We start from the raw sequence: 15,408 nt of genomic DNA, 5'->3' as shown, positions 1-15,408 counted from the left end.
CGCCCCTCGAATTCGACCGCGGCTTCTACGAGCGCACGACTCTCGGCTGTATCGGTCGCAGCTTAGCAATCACCGACGGCCGGTGGAGTCGCGCAAATATCTCCGGCTCGGTGATCACCGAATTACTACGGCCGTCCGATTCCCTTGTAATGCCACCCACCCGCACGCCACAGTTCGGCGTCGAGGCAGTTGCGACCGTCGATGATGCGCTTTTCTCTGACCACCCCGTCCAGATCGGCGGGAACGAGGTCGCGGAACTCCTGCCATTCCGTGAGCACCAGAACCACATCGGCTTTCTCGCACGCCTCGAGCGCCGAGGAGGCGTAGCCCAGGGTGGGAAAGAGGGCACGACAGTTGTCCAAAGCCTTTGGGTCGTAGACGTTCACGTTGGCGCCCTGCAGTTGCATCTGACCGGCCACGTTGAGCGCCGGTGAGTCGCGCACGTCGTCGGAGTCCGGCTTGAACGCCGCTCCGAGGACGGCGACCCGTGCACCGAGCAGGGTGCCGAGGGTGTCCCTCGCCAGCTCGACGGTGCTGGTGCGCCGACGCATGTTGATGTTGTCGACCTCCCGCAGGAAGGTGAGCGCCTGGTCGGCGCCGAGTTCACCGGCGCGCGCCATGAATGCCCTGATGTCCTTCGGCAGGCATCCTCCGCCGAATCCGATTCCGGCATTCAGGAAACGTCGCCCGATTCGAGCATCGTGCCCGATCGCGTCGGCCAGAACGGTCACATCGGCGCCGGCCGCATCGCAAACCTCGGAAATGGCGTTGATGAACGAGATCTTGGTGGCCAAGAATGCATTGGCAGATGTTTTCACCAATTCGGCCGTGGCCAGATCGGTCACGACGAAGGGAATGTCCTCGGCGAGGAGAGTCGCGTAGACCTCGCGGGCGACCGCCTCCGCACGGCCGGGCCGATCTCGCCGAACGCCGAGCACCAACCGGTCGGGGTGGAGGGTGTCGCTGACCGCATGTCCCTCGCGCAGGAACTCGGGGTTCCACGCCACCTCGAGGTCGGTGCCGGCCGGCGACAGTTCGGCCGCCAGCTCGCCGAGCCGCTCGGCGGTCCCCACCGGCACGGTCGACTTACCGAAGATCACCGCAGGACCGATGATCAGCGGGGCCAGCGACGTCACCACGGAGTCGACGTACCGGACGTCCGCGGCGTACTCACCCTTCTTCTGCGGTGTCCCCACGGCGAGGAAGAAGATGTCGCCGAACGACGCGGCCTCCTCGTAGGACGAGGTGAACCGCAACCGTCCGGCGGCGATGTTCCGCTTCAGCACCTCCTCGAGGCCGGGCTCCCAGAACGGGACCTCACCGGCCTCGAGCTTGGCCAGCTTTCCCGGATCCACGTCCACGCCGAGGACGTCGTGACCCAGTTCGGCCATGCAGGCTGCGTGTGTGGCTCCAAGGTAGCCGGTTCCGACGACGACGATCCGCTCACTCATAGGTGGAACCGTAAGGGGTGAGTGGATCCCTCTCCACCGGAGCACCTCGCTGCGGAGAGTGCCTGCCGACGCTGTACGGACGCATCACAGGCGCACCCGAGGTACTTCGCACGCCCATCGGGTGAATCTCACAAAATGGGAGCCGGTGCGTACCCCGCAGCGTCCGGATTCAGCGAAACCAATCGATCCACCGCATCGACGACCTCGGCCACCTGCGCGTGGGCGGCGCCGACGAAGGCCGAGCGGTCCGCGAGTGCCGCGTCGAGCTCGGCCCGGCCGAGGGGAAGACGGTCGTCGGCCGCGAGGCGGTCGAGCAGATCCGGCTCTCGCCCCTGCTCGCGCATGGCCAGCGCGACGGCGACGGCGTGTTCCTTGATCGCCTCGTGCGCGGTCTCGCGGCCGACCCCCGCGCGCACCGCGGCCATGAGCACCTTGGTGGTCGCGAGGAACGGCAGATAGCGATCGAGTTCGCGCGCGATCACCGCGGGGTACGCGCCCATCTCCGCCAGCACCGTCAGAAAGGTCTCCATCATGCCGTCGATCGCGAAGAAGGCGTCGGGAAGGGCGACGCGGCGCACGACGGAACAGAAGACATCGCCCTCGTTCCACTGCGCGCCCGCGAGCTCGGCGGCCATCGATCCGTACCCCCGTAGCACCACCTGCAGGCCGTTGACCCGCTCGCAGGAACGGGTGTTCATCTTGTGCGGCATCGCGGACGAGCCCACCTGACCGGGCTGGAATCCCTCGGTCACCAACTCGTGACCGGCCATCAGCCGAACCGTGTGCGCGAAGGACGAGGGTGCGGCGCCGACCTGGACCAGAGCCGACACGACGTCGTGGTCGAGGGACCGCGGGTACACCTGGCCGACGCTGGTGAACACGTGCGCGAAGCCCAGATGCCGCGCCACGGCCTGCTCGAGCCGGTCGAGCTTGTCCGCGTCGCCGCCGAGCAGATCGAGCATGTCCTGTGCCGTCCCCATCGGTCCCTTGATTCCGCGGAGCGGGTAGCGCTCGATCAGCTCGCGAATGCGGGTCAGCCCCACGAGCAGTTCGTCGGCCGCCGAGGCGAAGCGCTTGCCCAGGGTGGTCGCCTGCGCGGCCACGTTGTGACTGCGGCCGGCCATGACGATCTCGGTGTACTCCGCCGCCCGTTCGGCGAGCCGGGCCGCCACCGCGACACCGTGCGCGTGCACGTGCTCGAGCGAGCGCAGGATCTGCAGCTGCTCGACGTTCTCCGTCAGATCGCGACTGGTCAGGCCTTTGTGAATGTGCTCGTGCCCGGCAAGCGCGTTGAACTCCTCGATGCGCGCCTTGACGTCGTGGCGCGTGACTCGCTCGCGGGCGGCGATGGAGTCGAGGTCGACCTGCTCGAGCACCCGTTCGTAGTCCGCGACGGCGCCCGCCGGAACGTCGATGCCCAGGTCGGCCTGCGCGCGCAACACGGCGATCCACAGCTGGCGTTCCAGAACGATCTTGTGTTCCGGAGACCAGAGCCTGGCCATGTCGGGGCTGGCGTAGCGGTGGGCGAGGACATTCGGGATACGGCTCACGAGCGGGGAGTTTACGGCCAGCGCCCTCGGTCAGGTCACGCCCGTCGCACCCAGCGGAGCGTGCCGATCGACGAAATCGAGGAGCACCTCGCGGACCCGGTGCCGCGGCTCGGATTCCTCCTCCCCCAACGCGCCGAGAACGATGCCGTCGACGAGCGCGATGAGAACCCGTACGCGGTCACGGTCGGACGGCCGCCCCACCCTGGCGAGCGCGTCCACGAGTAGATCCTCGAGGTCCGCGCGAAGGCAGTACTGCAGCTCCTGCAGCTGTGGATGCCGGGCGGCCGCCATGCATCGCTCGTACCGAGCGAGCAGCAGGTCGTGGCGTTCTCGATCTGCACCACGCGGCCCGATCAGGAGGTCGAGCATCATGTCGACGGTGTCCGACACACCGAGGGTGCCCGGAACGACCGAGGTGAGCTGCGTGCGGATGAGATCGATCTCGCGGGATCCGTTGAGGGCTGCCGCGTGCATCACCAGATCGTCGAGCGAATCGAAGTAGTAGGTGGTCGAGGCGAGAGGGAGCCGGGCGCGAGCGGCGACGCTGCGGTGGCGAACCGCGTCGTATCCCCCGGCGAGCAGCAGATCCGCGGCGGCCGCGATCAACGCTTCCCGACGCCGTTGACCCTTCGGCGTCGCTCGTGGTGAGGACCCGATCGACATGGAAACACATGCTGCCACCGAACCGGGCTCCATCCGGGTGAAACGACTGGTATGGAACAGTCCAATTCATGCCGATTGCCGCAGATTCGACCGCAGCCGCCTCACCCGTCACACCACCGCGCATCGACCTCCGCTCGGACACCGTCACCGTCCCCGACGAGGAGATGCGCCGGGCCATGGCGTCCGCCGCCGTCGGGGACGACGTTCTCGACCACGACCCGACGATGCGCGCGCTGGAGGAGGACGTCGCCGCAGCGCTCGGAATGCCCGCGGCTCTGTGGGTGCCCACCGGAACCATGGGCAACGTCATCGCGTTGATGATGCATCTGCGGCGAGGGGACCGCTTTCTCGCGCCCGACCACGCACACGTCCTGGGGTCCGAGCTCGGCTCGGCGGCGTGGCTGGCGCTGGGAATGCCGCATGCGCTCGCGCACGACGGCGGCCCCGGTCGACCCTCGCCCGACGCGGTGCGTCGGGAGGCGTCGGCGGACGGTCCGTACTACGCGCTGCGAACCACGCTGCTGTGCCTCGAGAACACCCACAACTTCGCCGGCGGCACCGTCACCCCCGTGGCGGAGTGGACCGAGTTGACGGACGCGGCCCACGCCGCGGGACTCGCGGTGCACCTCGACGGCGCGCGCCTGTGGAACGCGGCGGCCGCGCTGGGCGTCGACGCATCCGCGCTCACCGCGGGGGCCACCACGGTCAACGTCTGCCTGAGCAAGGGGCTCGGGGCGCCGATGGGGTCGGTGCTGGCGTCGGACGCCGACCGGATCGCCGAGGCTCGCCGCGTTCGCAAGATGCTCGGTGGCGGCGTCCGCCAGGGCGGCGTCGTGGCGGCGGCGGGCCGGCCCGCTCTGCGATCGCGCGATCGGCTCACGGTCGACCACGAGAACGCGCGGCGCCTCGCCGACGGGCTCACCGAACTGGGATGGGACGTGGCGGTGCCCGACACGAACATCGTCCTCGCCGCCACCGCGGATCCGTCCCTCACGGTGCACCGTCTGGGTGAGCGCGGTATCGGCGCGGTCACCGTGGCCGGCAAGGTGCGCTTCACGACGCACCGCGGGATCATCGCCGACGACATCGGGACGGCACTGGCGGCATGCGCCGCGTTGGCGACGTGATCAGCGCAGGTGCGGGGCGAGCCTGACGAGAGCCTGCTCGATGTCGCCCGTGGCACCCGCGAACGAGAAGCGGATCGCGTGGTGGCCGTCGACCGGGTCGAAATCGGCTCCGGGTACGACGGCCACGCCGGTTCGAGCCAGGATGTGCGCGCACCACGTCAGGGAATCGTCCGTCAGGTGCGCGACGTTCGCGTAGACGTAGAACGCGCCGTCCGCAGGAGCGAGGTCGGTGAGCCCCACCGATCGAAGGCCGTCCAGCAGAACGTCTCGATTGCGCGCGTACCGCACCACGTGCGAATCGAGTTCGGTCAGGGACTCCTCGTCGAACGCGGCGATTGCCGCGACCTGCGACACCGTGGGCGGGCACACCGTCATGTTCGACGCCAACCGCTGAACGGCCCGAGTCAGGTTGCGCGGCAATATCATCCAGCCCAGACGCCATCCCGTCATCGAGAAGTACTTCGACACCGAGCCGACCACCACGGCCTCGGTCGAGAACTCGCGCGCGCTGGACGTGGCCACTCCGCCGTAGGTGATCCCGTGGTAGATCTCGTCCGAGATCAACAGCGTCCCGTGCCGCTCGCACCACGCGGCGAGATCGCGCAGCACCTGGGGATCGATCACCGTACCCGTCGGGTTCGCTGGACTGGCGACGATCAGGCCGGCCGGTGGTTCGGCCAGCGCATCGAGCATGGCGACGGTGGGCTGGAAGCGCACGTCCGCACCGCACTCGAGTTCGATCACGCGGCATCCCAACGCGGCCAGGGTGTTCCGGTACGCCGGGTAGCCGGGCCGGGCGACGACCACGGTGTCACCGGCGTCGAACGCCGCGAGGAAGAGCAGGGTGAACGCGCCGGACGAGCCCGTGGTGACGACGATGTCGTCCGCATCGAGCACCACTCCGGATCGTTGTGCGTGGTACCGCGCGATCGCCTCGCGCAGCGGGAGGATGCCGAGCGTCTCGGAGTAGCCGAGAACCTGCGAGTCGAGCGCGGATCTCATGGCGTCGAGAACGGGTCTCGGTGCGGGAGTGGAGGGTTGACCGGCGGCGAGGGACAGCAGATCACCGTGGGACTGCTGTCGACGCGCGGCCGCGGCGAAGACGTCCATCACGTGGAACGGTTCGACGCGGGATCGCGCGGATTCGCCGCGCATCAGGACGGGACGGCGATCCGGCCCTCGACGGCCGCGAGTCCGATGTCGGTTCGGAAGTGACTGCCGGGCAACTTGATTCCCTCCAGCGTTCGGTAGGCGGCCTCGCGCGCCGACGTCAGATCGTCGCCGACTCCGACCACGCTGAGCACGCGTCCCCCCGCCGACACGACGCTGCCGTCCGACGAGGTCGCCGTTCCGGCGTGGAGGACGTTCGGCCGATCGGCACCCGTGATCGTGTCGCCGACCCGGGGACGCCCGGGGTAGTTCTCGGCCGCGACCACCACGGTGACGGCGGATCTGTCGGACCACCGCAGCGGCGGCAGATCCGCGAGCGTGCCGGTTGCCGCCGCGTGCAGGGCGGCGCCGAGCGGCGAGTCGAGCAGAGCGAGCACGGCCTGGGTCTCGGGATCGCCGAAGCGGCAGTTGAATTCGATGACCGCGGGACCCTCCGCGTCCACAGCCAGGCCCGCGTAGAGCAGACCGGTGAAGGGACATCCGCGCGCGACCATCTCGGCGGCGACGGGAGCGACCACCTCGTCGACGATGCGACCGACCATGGCCTGCGGGAGCCACGGCAGCGGCGCGTACGCGCCCATGCCACCGGTGTTGGGTCCGGTGTCACCGTCGCCCACCCGCTTGTGATCCTGCGCGGGCAGCAGCGGAACGACCGTGGCGCCGTCGACGAGGCAGAACAGGGACACCTCGGGACCGGAGAGGAAGGATTCGAGGAGTACCGGATGACCGTTCTCGAGGAGATCCGCGGCGTGTCCGCGAGCGGCGAGCCGGTCGGTGGTGACCACGACACCCTTGCCGGCGGCGAGCCCGTCGTCCTTCACCACCCAGGTGGGGCCGAACCGATTCAGCGCCGCGTCGAGACGAGCCGGACTGTCCACGATCTCGCTGTGCGCGGTGCGAACTCCGGCCGCGGCCATGACGTCCTTCGCGAAGGCCTTGGACCCCTCGATGCGCGCGGCCTCGGCGGATGGGCCGAAGCAGGCGATCCCGGCCGCGCGGACCGCGTCCGCCACGCCGAGGACGAGTGGGACCTCGGGGCCGATCACCACGAGGTCGGCGGCCAGCTCACGGGCCAGTGCCACGACCGCATCGCCCGACGCGACGTCCACGGGGTGGATCGAGGCGATCGCGGCGATGCCGGCGTTGCCCGGGGCGCACATCACGGCGCTCACCTCGGGGTCGGCGGCGAGGGCGAGCAGCAGTGAATGTTCACGGGCTCCGGAACCGATGACGAGTACGCGCACGGGGAGCAGCGTACTGGCAGAGGACCGGCCCCCATCGGTGGACACCGCACGCGCCCGACGTTAGGTTGTTCCGTAATTACGGAATTACGACAAAGGAGCGTCATGCGCACAGCAGTTCTGGTCGTCGCCACGTCCATCGCCCTGACCGGGTGTTCTGCAGCCGGATCCGAGCCCGTGCCCACCACGGAAACCAATTGCGCCCCCACTCCGGCCGCGGATCTCACCACTCCCGACGGGTGGATCGGGTTCCTCGCCGAGAACCCGGACGCCGCGTCGGTGGTGATCGACGACGGCACCGGATCCGCACTCGTTCACGACGGTGATCGAGATCGCCCCCTCGCCTCCGCGGTCAAGGTGGTTCACCTCGGCGCGTACGCACGGGCGGTCGCCGACGGCTCCCTGGATCCGAACGAGCAGGTACCCGTCGCGGACTGGCAACGCTGGTATGTCCCCGGCACCGACGGCGGTGCGCACGTCGCCGCGCTGACCCGGTTGGGGATCGCGAACGACGGGACCTCGCCGTCGGATCCCGCCGCCACGGTTCGACTCGACGACATGGTCACCGCGATGATCCAGGAATCCGACAACGCGGTACCGGACTATCTTCGCAACCGGCTCGGGGATCGGGCGCTGCTCGACGCGGCCGACGCCGGCGGATGGTCCGACTTCCGGGTTCCGAGCCTGGTCGGTACGGTTCTGGGCACGCTCGGGCTGCCGGAGACGAGCGGGGACCCCTGGGATCTCGCCCAGCGGTGGGCGTTCGACGTTCCGTTCCGCGCCTCGATCGTCGCGCCGTCAGCGGACGCGGATCCGTTCGCGTTTCTCGCCGAGAACGGCCCGCGTGGATCTGCGAACGACCTGAGCGCGTGGTACCGCTCCGTCGTCGACGGCACCTTCGGGGCGGGCGTCGCGGACGTCCGCCGCATTCTCGAGTACCAGCCCGCACCGGACGGACCCGCCGCGGCGGGCTTCGACTCCATGGGCTTCAAGGGGGGCAACCTGCCGGGCATTCTGACCCAGGCGTTCGAGTTCCGCCGCGACGACGACACCGGCACCACCGTCGTGTGGTTGACGAGCGGTCTCGACGAGGCCGACTATCTCGACGCGATGGCCGGAGTCGCACCGCAGCAGCAGCTGATCCTGGATGCGGCGACCGATCCCGCGGTGGTCGAACGGATAGCCTGCGCGGTGTGAGTCCCGAACCGCAGGAACCCGACGTCGCCGAGCGTCTCGCCGCGCTCGAGGCGCGGGTGCGCGCGCTGGAAACGGGCGAACGGTCGGCGTCCGACCCCGTGGACGGCGGCACGGGAGGCCACATCTCCTACGCGGGCGAGACGCATCTGCACGGAGACGTCTCGTGGTCCATCGGCTGCTCCCCCGACGCCGTCCTGGATCTTCCCGCCACCGGATCGATGGAAGTACTGGCGGCACTGGGACATCCGGTGCGCCACGCGATAGTGCGCACACTGCTGCGCGGACCCGCGACGGCTTCCGAGCTTCAGGCCGCGGTGGGACTGTCCTCGACGGGGCAGCTCTATCACCACCTGAAGTCGTTGACGAGCACGCGGATCGTGGAGCAACCCACCCGCGGGGACTACCGCCTGGCCCCGACCACCGTGGTCCCCGCGCTGGTACTGATCCTCGCCGCCGCGGACGTCGCGGGCGATCTGCGGCGCTGAATCGACCGATGCGTCCCCACACGGCCGCGGAACCCGCGGCCTAGAGTGACGCCCATGGCATCCGTCTTCAGCGCGATCATCAACGGCGACATCCCCGGTCGTTTCGTCTGGCAGGACGACGACGTCGTCGCGTTCCTCACCATCGCACCCGTGACGCAGGGCCACGTCCTGGTGGTGCCACGGGCCGAGATCGACCAGTGGCAGGACGTGGATCCCGATACGTTCGGATCGCTGACGTCGGTGGCCCAGACCGTCGGCAAGGCCGTCCGCACCGCGTTCGGAGCGCCGCGCGCCGGGCTGCTCATCGCCGGGCTCGAGGTACCGCACCTGCACCTGCACGTGTTCCCGGCGTACGACATGGGCAACTTCGACATCTCCGGCGCGGACCCCTCGCCGTCCGCGGAGTCACTCGACGAGGCGCAGACGAAGATCGTCGCCGCGTTGCGATCCATGGGCCACGGGCAGCACGTCCCCGCCTGACGGATTCCCCGAGTCCGCCATCGGTCGTAGCACCGTGACCTCACTGCTGCTCGGGTTCGGTATCGGGCTGTCCCTCATCGTCGCGATCGGCGCCCAGAACGCGTTCGTCCTCCGATGCGGCATCGCTCGAGCCCACGTCACGACGGTGGTCGCCATCTGCGCCGTGTCCGATGCGGTCCTGATCCTCGCCGGTGTCCTCGGCGTCGGCGCCGTCGTCCGACGCTTCCCCACGGCCGTCACCATCGTCACCATCGCGGGCGCGGTGTTCCTCGTCGGGTACGGAATCCTCGCCCTGAACCGTGCTCGTCGGCCGGCGGCCCTCGACGTGACCGGGGTGGTCGGCCCGGCCTCGCGATCCGCCGCGGCCGCCACCGCACTGGCGCTGACGTGGCTCAATCCACACGTCTATCTCGACACCGTGGTCTTCCTCGGGTCCGTCTCGAACCGCGAAACGGGATCCGACCGTTGGCTTTTCGCAGCCGGCGCCGTGACCGCGAGTCTGGTCTGGTTCACCGGCCTCGGGTACGGCGCGAGGGTGGCGACACCCTTCTTCGCGCGACCGGCGTCATGGCGCATCCTCGACGCGGTCATCGGGGTGGTCATGCTGTCCATCGCGGTGGGGCTCGTTCTCCAGCTGCCGAGTCGATAGTTCCGCGAGCGGGAGTTCGACGCGGAACGTGGTCCCCGCGCCCGGCTCGCTGCGCACCTCGACCCGACCCTCGTGGGCCTCGACGAGCGCCGCGACGATGGACAGCCCCAGACCGCTGCCGCCGCTCTCGCGGGTCCGCGAGCTGTCGGCTCGATAGAAACGCTCGAACACTCGCTCGGCGTCGTGGGCGGACATTCCGGGGCCGGTGTCGCGCACCTCGAGGATGCCGGCACCGCCGTCGGTGCCCACGACCACCGTCACCGCGGCCGAGGTCGGCGTGTGACGGAGCGCGTTGCTCACGAGGTTGCCCAGAACCTGGCGGATCCGAGCGTCCTCACCGAGAACCTCGGCGACTCCGGTTCCGGGAAGCACGTCCAGAGTCACCGAACGCGACGGATCCAGAGCCGACGCGTCGTGCACGGCGTCGGCGGCGATGCGCAGCAGATCCACGGGCCGCCGATCCAGCGGCCGCTGTGCGTCGAGCCGCGCGAGCATCAGCAGGTCCTCGACCAGCACGCCCATGCGGACGGACTCGCCGCCGATCCGCGTCATCAACATCTCGGTGTCGGTCATCGCGCCCTGCCGATACAGCTCCGCGAAGCCCCGGATGGTGGTGAGCGGGGTCCGGAGTTCGTGCGAGGCATCGGCCACGAAGCGGCGCATGCGGTCCTCGGACTCACGCGCCGCGGTCTCCGAGGCCGTGGCGGCGGCGAAGGCCCGCTGGATCTGGGTGAGCATGCCGTTGAGGGCATTCGACAACCGGCCGACCTCGGTCCGTTCGTTCCACTCCGGCACTCGGCGATGCAGGTCGCCGCCCGCGATCGCGGCCGCGGTGGTCTCGACCTCTCGGAGGGGACGCAGGCTCGCGCGCACCACGAAGTAGGCCACTATCGCGAGGACCGCCAGCACGGCGAGTCCGATTGACAACTGGAGGACGATCAGCCGGGCCACGATGGCGCGATTCTGATCGAGGGGGAACGCGATGGTGGTGGACCCATCCGCATTGGTGACCGTCATGGCCCGCCACTGCACGTCCGGGTCGCCGACCGACCCCACCGTGACCGGTACCGGGGACCGGGCCGCAGCGAGATCCGGCGTGGGCCGACCGTCCTCGACGACGGGTGTCCGGACGACGCCGTCGGTTCCCACGGACCGGACGAAGAAATCGCTCGGCGGGCGTAGCGGGCCGGCGTCACCGGGCGGCGCGAAGTCCGGGACCCGGTCGCCGCGAGGCTCCGCCCACCCGCGGGCCGCATCCCGCAACTGATCGTCGACGCGGGCGCTCAGGGTGTTCTGCAGCGCGGTGGTGACGGCGACACCGGACCCGAGGAGTCCTACGGCCACCAGGAACAGCAGGGCGACGACGAGGACCACGCGCAGCGGCACCGATCGGAATCCCGGCACGTCAGCGTCTCGGTTCGCGCAGCACGTATCCGACGCCCCGCAGCGTGTGCAGCAGCCGAGGTTCCGTGGTGTCGATCTTGCGGCGAAGGTAGGACACGTACGACTCCACCACCCCCACCTCGCCGCCGAAGTCGTAGTTCCACACGTGGTCGAGGATGCGCGGCTTGCTGAGCACCGTCCCCGCGTTGATCATGAAGTACCGCAGGAGGGTGAACTCGGTGGGTGACAGGGCGACAGGTTCGCCGGCCTTCCACACCTCGTGGGTGTCGTCGTCGAGTTCGATGTCCGCGAACACCACCCGCGACGGCGCGTCCCGAGTGCCGGGCTGCGAGCGTCGCAGCACGACCCGTAACCGGGCGACGACCTCCTCGAGGCTGAACGGTTTCGTGACGTAGTCGTCCGCGCCGAGGGTCAGACCGGTCACCTTGTCCTCCACCGAATCACGCGCGGTGAGGAACAACACCGGGGCGTCGATCCCGTCGGCGCGAAGCCGCCGCAGCAGACCGAATCCGTCCATGCCCGGCATCATCACGTCGATGATCAGCGCGTCCGGGCGAACGGCGCGCGCGACGTCGAGCGCCGCGGGACCGTCCGACGCCGTGCGCACGTCGAAGCCCTGGAACCGCAGGCTCACCGACAACAACTCGACGATCGTCGGTTCGTCGTCGACCACCAGGACGGTCGCCTCGGCAGCGGAGTCGGCACGCGGTTGGCTCATCACGAAATTCTCGCTCACGGTGTCCAGTGAAGCGGGCGACCCCGGGCCGGACCCGGGCGCACGCTGTGAGGTTCCTGTCAGCGGCGGGCCCGGGTGAGGCCCGATTTGCTACGGTCGAAGACGTCGATCCCGACATCCCGGACGAGCGCACCGTACCCGGCCAGCGACAAGACGGTGCCAGGAGACGAACTCTCATGGCATGGGCGATTCTCGTGATTTCCGGAGTACTGGAAGCGATCTGGGCCACCGCGCTCGGCAGGTCCGACGGTTTCAGCCGCCTGACCCCCACGGTGGTCTTCGGCGTCGCACTCGTCGCGAGCATGGTGGGTCTGGCGTACGCGATGCGCACCCTCCCCGTCGGCACGGCCTACGCGGTCTGGGTCGGTATCGGGGCGGCCCTCACGGTGTCCTACGCGATGGCGACCGGTGCGGAGTCCGCGTCGGTGGTCAAGGTGGCTCTCATCGTCGGGCTCGTGGGGTGCGTCGTGGGGCTCAAGGTGCTGCACTGAACGGTTCCCCGCCACCGTGACCCCCGGTTACAGTGACTCCCATGAACTGGGTGTCTGCGATCACACTGCCGGTGCGGGTGGGTCTGGCCGTCGCGGAATCCGCGGTCGGGGTGGCCGAGGCCGCCGTCTCGACGACGCGCATGACGTTGGCCGCGGGCGCGTCGGGCTCGCTCGACGCGATGGCCCTGGCCAGCCCGCGCAGTGGGCCGCTGCAACTGCTGACCCAGATCGCCGAGCTCACGTCCGAGGACCGCGCTCTCGGACACGCGCTGCGGCCCGGTGGTCCGCTCGACCGCCTGCTCGAACCGGGCGGTGCGGTGGACCGGCTCACCAGCAAGGGCGGCACACTCGATCGACTGCTCGAGCCCGGCGGACCGCTCGAACGCATTCTCGCGGACGACGGACCGCTCACCCGGGTACTCGCCGAGGACGGACCGCTCGATCGGCTGCTCGCCGAGGGCGGACTGCTCGATCGGCTGACCGCGGTCGACGGTCCGATCGAGCGTCTCACCGCGAAGGACGGTCCGTTCGAGATGCTGACCCGGCCGGGCGGCGTGGTCGAGACGTCGCTGCAGGAGGGCGGACTGATCGAGAGCATGCTCGGGGACAGCGGGTCCGTCGCCCGGCTGACCGCCAAGGACGGGCCCCTCGATCAGCTCGTCACCGTGGCCGAGTCGCTCAGCTCCCTCGCACCCAACCTGGAGCGGATGAGCATCAGCGTCGAGATCCTGCAGGACACCGCCGACGTCCTCGCGGCCGCGGTGAACCCGCTGGGCGAACTGGTGGGCAAGCTGCCCACCCGATGGGTCAAGAGCCGTGGGCCGATGGAGTCCAAGAGCGGCACGGCCGAGGTCCGCGGTGCACCGCGGAACCCGGCCCTGGGGCGCTGACCCCGGCGGATCAGCGCTTCACGTGCCGATCGAAGAAGGAGAACACCCGACCGAAGGCGTCCTCCGCCTGCTCGTGCTCGTAGCCGAAGCCGGTGATCCGCATGATCTTCGGCCCCACGCCGGAGCCGAAGTCGTTGGCGAAGCTGTGGCCCGCACCGTCGTAGGTCTTCACGTCGTGCTCGACGCCCTGCTTCGCGAGGGCGTGCTCGAGTTTGCGCCCGGCTCCGGGGAGCAGCACGTCCCGCTTGCCGAAACTGGCGACCACGGGGCAGGTGTTGTTCAGCGCCTGGTCGATGTGCTTGGGAAGAATGCCGTAGAAGGGCGCACTGGCATCGAAACCCCTGGGCGCCAACACGAGTGCGAATCCCCCACCCATGCAGAACCCGACCACGCCGACCCCCTCGGTGGTGTCCGGCCGGGCCAGCAGGGTGTCACGGCAGGCCAGGAGGTCGTCGACGGCGCGGCCGCGCTGCGCGATCAGCTCGCGGAACACCCGCGTCACGCACGTGGTGCGCCCACCTCGGGCATAGAGATCCGGAACCAGCGCGAGGTAGCCGTTGTCGGCGAAGCGTCGGGCGATGGCGCGGATGTCGTCGGTCATCCCGAACACGTCGTGCACGATCACCACGGCGGGCCACGGACCCTCCCCCGCCGGCCGCTCGAGGACCGCCTCGATGGTGTCCGTTCCCGTGTTCACGCCGATGACCGTCATGCCGGGTGACTGTAGCCGCCGCGGCGCGCGTCCGTCAGCGACCGAGCGCAGCCGCGACCGTCTCGGACATCAACTCACCCGCGTGCACACTCAGCCCGTTCTTCAACCCGGGGACCGTCTCGCAGGCCTTCTCCCAGCCGAGATCGGCGAGGGCGATGACGTAGGGCAGCGTGGCGTTGGTCAGCGCCTGGGTGGAGGTGCGCGGCACGGATCCGGGCATGTTGGCGACGCAGTAGAAGACCGAGTCGTGAACGGTGAACGTCGGCGCGTCGTGCGTGGTGGGGCGGGAGTCCTCGAAGCATCCGCCCTGATCGATGGCGATGTCGACGAGCACCGAGCCGGGGCGCATCCGGGCGACCAGTCCGTTGGAGACCAGGGTCGGCGCCTTCGCGCCGGGGACCAGCACGGCGCCGATCACCAGATCCGCGTTCATCACCGCGCGCTCGAGGGCCCACGAGTTGGACACGAGCGTCTTGACCTGCCCGCCGTAGCGAGCGTCGATCTCACGCAGTCGTGCGATGTCGAGGTCCAGGACGGTGACGGACGCGCCGAGACCGTGGGCCATGGCGACGGCGTTGGCGCCCGAGACACCCGCGCCGATCACCACGACGTCGGCCGGGGCGACTCCGGGAACGCCGCCCATCAGGACGCCGCGGCCGCCGGCCTGCTTCATCAGCTGGTACGCGCCGGCCTGGGTGGCGAGCCGGCCCGCGACCTCGCTCATCGGCGCGAGCAACGGCAGCCCACCACCGGCGCCGGTGACCGTCTCGTAGGCGATGGCCGTGGTGCCCGACGCGAGCAGCGCGTCCGTGCACGGTGCCGACGCGGCGAGGTGAAGGTAGGTGAACAGCACCTGGTCCGACCGAAGGCGCGAATACTCCTCGGCCACCGGCTCTTTCACCTTCAGCAGCAGATCGGCGGTCTCCCACACCTCGTCCGCGGTCGAGAGAATGCGGGCGCCCGACGCCTTGTAGTCCGCGTCGTCGAAGGACGAGCCGAGACCGGCGTTCGCTTCCACCACCACGTCGTGGCCGCGCACCACGAGCTCGTGCACTCCGGCGGGGCTGATCGCGACACGGTACTCGTGGTTCTTGATCTCGCGGGGGATCCCGATCTTCATCTCGTTCTCCGATTCGTGGGCTTCACGGCCATCCCCGGCGGT

Annotated in this window: 16 protein-coding genes and 1 riboswitch; of the genes, 7 read left to right on the top strand and 9 right to left on the bottom strand. The window is 69.6% G+C overall.

What is annotated here, in order from left to right:
* Positions 1-125: 125 nt before the first annotated feature.
* The 3 genes from ACY466_RS05710 to ACY466_RS05700 all read right to left on the bottom strand — a co-directional run bounded on the left by ACY466_RS05710 (position 126) and on the right by ACY466_RS05700 (position 3,664).
* A complete protein-coding gene (locus ACY466_RS05710; RefSeq protein ID WP_463250557.1) occupies positions 126-1,451 on the bottom strand; it encodes a UDP-glucose dehydrogenase family protein in 1,326 nt (441 codons plus the stop codon).
* Positions 1,452-1,579: 128 nt separating this feature from the next.
* A complete protein-coding gene (purB, locus tag ACY466_RS05705; RefSeq protein ID WP_463250555.1) occupies positions 1,580-3,001 on the bottom strand; it encodes an adenylosuccinate lyase in 1,422 nt (473 codons plus the stop codon).
* Positions 3,002-3,031: 30 nt separating this feature from the next.
* The gene (locus tag ACY466_RS05700) at positions 3,032-3,664 is read right to left on the bottom strand and encodes a TetR/AcrR family transcriptional regulator (protein WP_463250553.1); all 633 of its coding nucleotides are present in this window, start codon (positions 3,662-3,664) and stop codon (positions 3,032-3,034) included.
* Positions 3,665-3,732: 68 nt separating this feature from the next.
* Here ACY466_RS05700 and ACY466_RS05695 point away from each other — a divergent pair, with 68 nt between their 5' ends.
* Positions 3,733-4,791: a threonine aldolase family protein gene (locus ACY466_RS05695; RefSeq protein ID WP_463250552.1), complete on the top strand. Its 1,059-nt coding sequence runs from the start codon at positions 3,733-3,735 to the stop codon at positions 4,789-4,791.
* Here the strand turns inward: ACY466_RS05695 and ACY466_RS05690 are convergent, their stop codons facing one another.
* Entirely contained in the window at positions 4,792-5,946 is a 1,155-nt protein-coding gene (locus ACY466_RS05690; protein ID WP_463250550.1) for a pyridoxal phosphate-dependent aminotransferase, read from the bottom strand.
* Positions 5,946-7,205 (bottom strand): phosphoribosylamine--glycine ligase, encoded by a 1,260-nt coding sequence (purD, locus tag ACY466_RS05685; protein WP_463250548.1) that lies wholly within the window; start codon positions 7,203-7,205, stop codon positions 5,946-5,948. Before purD ends, ACY466_RS05690 begins: the two co-directional genes overlap by 1 nt.
* Before the next feature lie 102 nt (positions 7,206-7,307).
* Between purD and ACY466_RS05680 the strand changes: the two genes are divergently transcribed.
* From ACY466_RS05680 to ACY466_RS05665, 4 genes are read left to right on the top strand one after another with little or no spacing between them, the layout of a single operon-like run.
* Positions 7,308-8,399: a serine hydrolase gene (locus ACY466_RS05680; RefSeq protein ID WP_463250546.1), complete on the top strand. Its 1,092-nt coding sequence runs from the start codon at positions 7,308-7,310 to the stop codon at positions 8,397-8,399.
* Positions 8,396-8,884: an ArsR/SmtB family transcription factor gene (locus ACY466_RS05675; protein ID WP_463250545.1), complete on the top strand. Its 489-nt coding sequence runs from the start codon at positions 8,396-8,398 to the stop codon at positions 8,882-8,884. The genes ACY466_RS05680 and ACY466_RS05675 overlap by 4 nt, the downstream gene beginning before the upstream one ends.
* Before the next feature lie 54 nt (positions 8,885-8,938).
* Positions 8,939-9,364, top strand: a complete 426-nt coding sequence (locus tag ACY466_RS05670; protein ID WP_463250543.1) for an HIT family protein — start codon at positions 8,939-8,941, stop codon at positions 9,362-9,364.
* 34 nt (positions 9,365-9,398) lie between these two features.
* Positions 9,399-10,013, top strand: a complete 615-nt coding sequence (locus ACY466_RS05665) for a LysE/ArgO family amino acid transporter (RefSeq protein ID WP_463250541.1) — start codon at positions 9,399-9,401, stop codon at positions 10,011-10,013.
* Here the strand turns inward: ACY466_RS05665 and ACY466_RS05660 are convergent.
* Positions 9,930-11,417, bottom strand: coding sequence for a sensor histidine kinase (locus ACY466_RS05660; protein WP_463250539.1), 1,488 nt, complete (start codon positions 11,415-11,417; stop codon positions 9,930-9,932). The two genes, ACY466_RS05665 and ACY466_RS05660, sit on opposite strands and share 84 nt — an antisense overlap.
* Before the next feature lies 1 nt (position 11,418).
* On the bottom strand, positions 11,419-12,135 hold the full coding sequence (locus ACY466_RS05655; RefSeq protein WP_463252144.1) for a response regulator transcription factor: 717 nt from the start codon (positions 12,133-12,135) through the stop codon (positions 11,419-11,421).
* A 116-nt stretch (positions 12,136-12,251) separates the two neighbouring features.
* Positions 12,252-12,316: riboswitch (guanidine-III (ykkC-III) riboswitch) on the top strand.
* A gap of 13 nt (positions 12,317-12,329) precedes the next feature.
* On the opposite strand from ACY466_RS05655, the gene ACY466_RS05650 reads away from it, so the two are divergent.
* Positions 12,330-12,644, top strand: coding sequence for a DMT family transporter (locus tag ACY466_RS05650; RefSeq protein WP_463250537.1), 315 nt, complete (start codon positions 12,330-12,332; stop codon positions 12,642-12,644).
* Between the two features lie 41 nt (positions 12,645-12,685).
* A complete protein-coding gene (locus tag ACY466_RS05645) occupies positions 12,686-13,534 on the top strand; it encodes an ABC transporter (RefSeq protein WP_463250535.1) in 849 nt (282 codons plus the stop codon).
* A 10-nt stretch (positions 13,535-13,544) separates the two neighbouring features.
* Here ACY466_RS05645 and ACY466_RS05640 read toward each other — a convergent pair whose 3' ends face one another.
* Both ACY466_RS05640 and ald read right to left on the bottom strand, forming a co-directional pair.
* Positions 13,545-14,246: a dienelactone hydrolase family protein gene (locus ACY466_RS05640; protein WP_463250533.1), complete on the bottom strand. Its 702-nt coding sequence runs from the start codon at positions 14,244-14,246 to the stop codon at positions 13,545-13,547.
* A gap of 34 nt (positions 14,247-14,280) precedes the next feature.
* On the bottom strand, positions 14,281-15,366 hold the full coding sequence (ald, locus tag ACY466_RS05635; RefSeq protein ID WP_463250531.1) for an alanine dehydrogenase: 1,086 nt from the start codon (positions 15,364-15,366) through the stop codon (positions 14,281-14,283).
* Between the last annotated feature and the right edge of the window lie 42 nt (positions 15,367-15,408).

Source organism: Rhodococcus sp. K11/5, from assembly GCF_055193735.1.
This window is presented reverse-complemented; position numbering and strand designations above follow the sequence as displayed.

What these genes read in the sequence shown, in the direction of transcription:
- ald (WP_463250531.1), bottom strand. Translation starts at nt 15,366, where the DNA reads ATGAAGATCGGGATCCCCCGCGAGATCAAGAACCACGAGTACCGTGTC.
- ACY466_RS05690 (WP_463250550.1), bottom strand. Translation starts at nt 5,946, where the DNA reads ATGCGCGGCGAATCCGCGCGATCCCGCGTCGAACCGTTCCACGTGATG.
- ACY466_RS05650 (WP_463250537.1), top strand. Translation starts at nt 12,330, where the DNA reads ATGGCATGGGCGATTCTCGTGATTTCCGGAGTACTGGAAGCGATCTGG.
- ACY466_RS05640 (WP_463250533.1), bottom strand. Translation starts at nt 14,246, where the DNA reads ATGACGGTCATCGGCGTGAACACGGGAACGGACACCATCGAGGCGGTC.
- ACY466_RS05700 (WP_463250553.1), bottom strand. Translation starts at nt 3,664, where the DNA reads ATGTCGATCGGGTCCTCACCACGAGCGACGCCGAAGGGTCAACGGCGT.
- ACY466_RS05655 (WP_463252144.1), bottom strand. Translation starts at nt 12,135, where the DNA reads ATGAGCCAACCGCGTGCCGACTCCGCTGCCGAGGCGACCGTCCTGGTG.
- ACY466_RS05670 (WP_463250543.1), top strand. Translation starts at nt 8,939, where the DNA reads ATGGCATCCGTCTTCAGCGCGATCATCAACGGCGACATCCCCGGTCGT.
- ACY466_RS05710 (WP_463250557.1), bottom strand. Translation starts at nt 1,451, where the DNA reads ATGAGTGAGCGGATCGTCGTCGTCGGAACCGGCTACCTTGGAGCCACA.
- ACY466_RS05680 (WP_463250546.1), top strand. Translation starts at nt 7,308, where the DNA reads ATGCGCACAGCAGTTCTGGTCGTCGCCACGTCCATCGCCCTGACCGGG.
- ACY466_RS05645 (WP_463250535.1), top strand. Translation starts at nt 12,686, where the DNA reads ATGAACTGGGTGTCTGCGATCACACTGCCGGTGCGGGTGGGTCTGGCC.
- ACY466_RS05695 (WP_463250552.1), top strand. Translation starts at nt 3,733, where the DNA reads ATGCCGATTGCCGCAGATTCGACCGCAGCCGCCTCACCCGTCACACCA.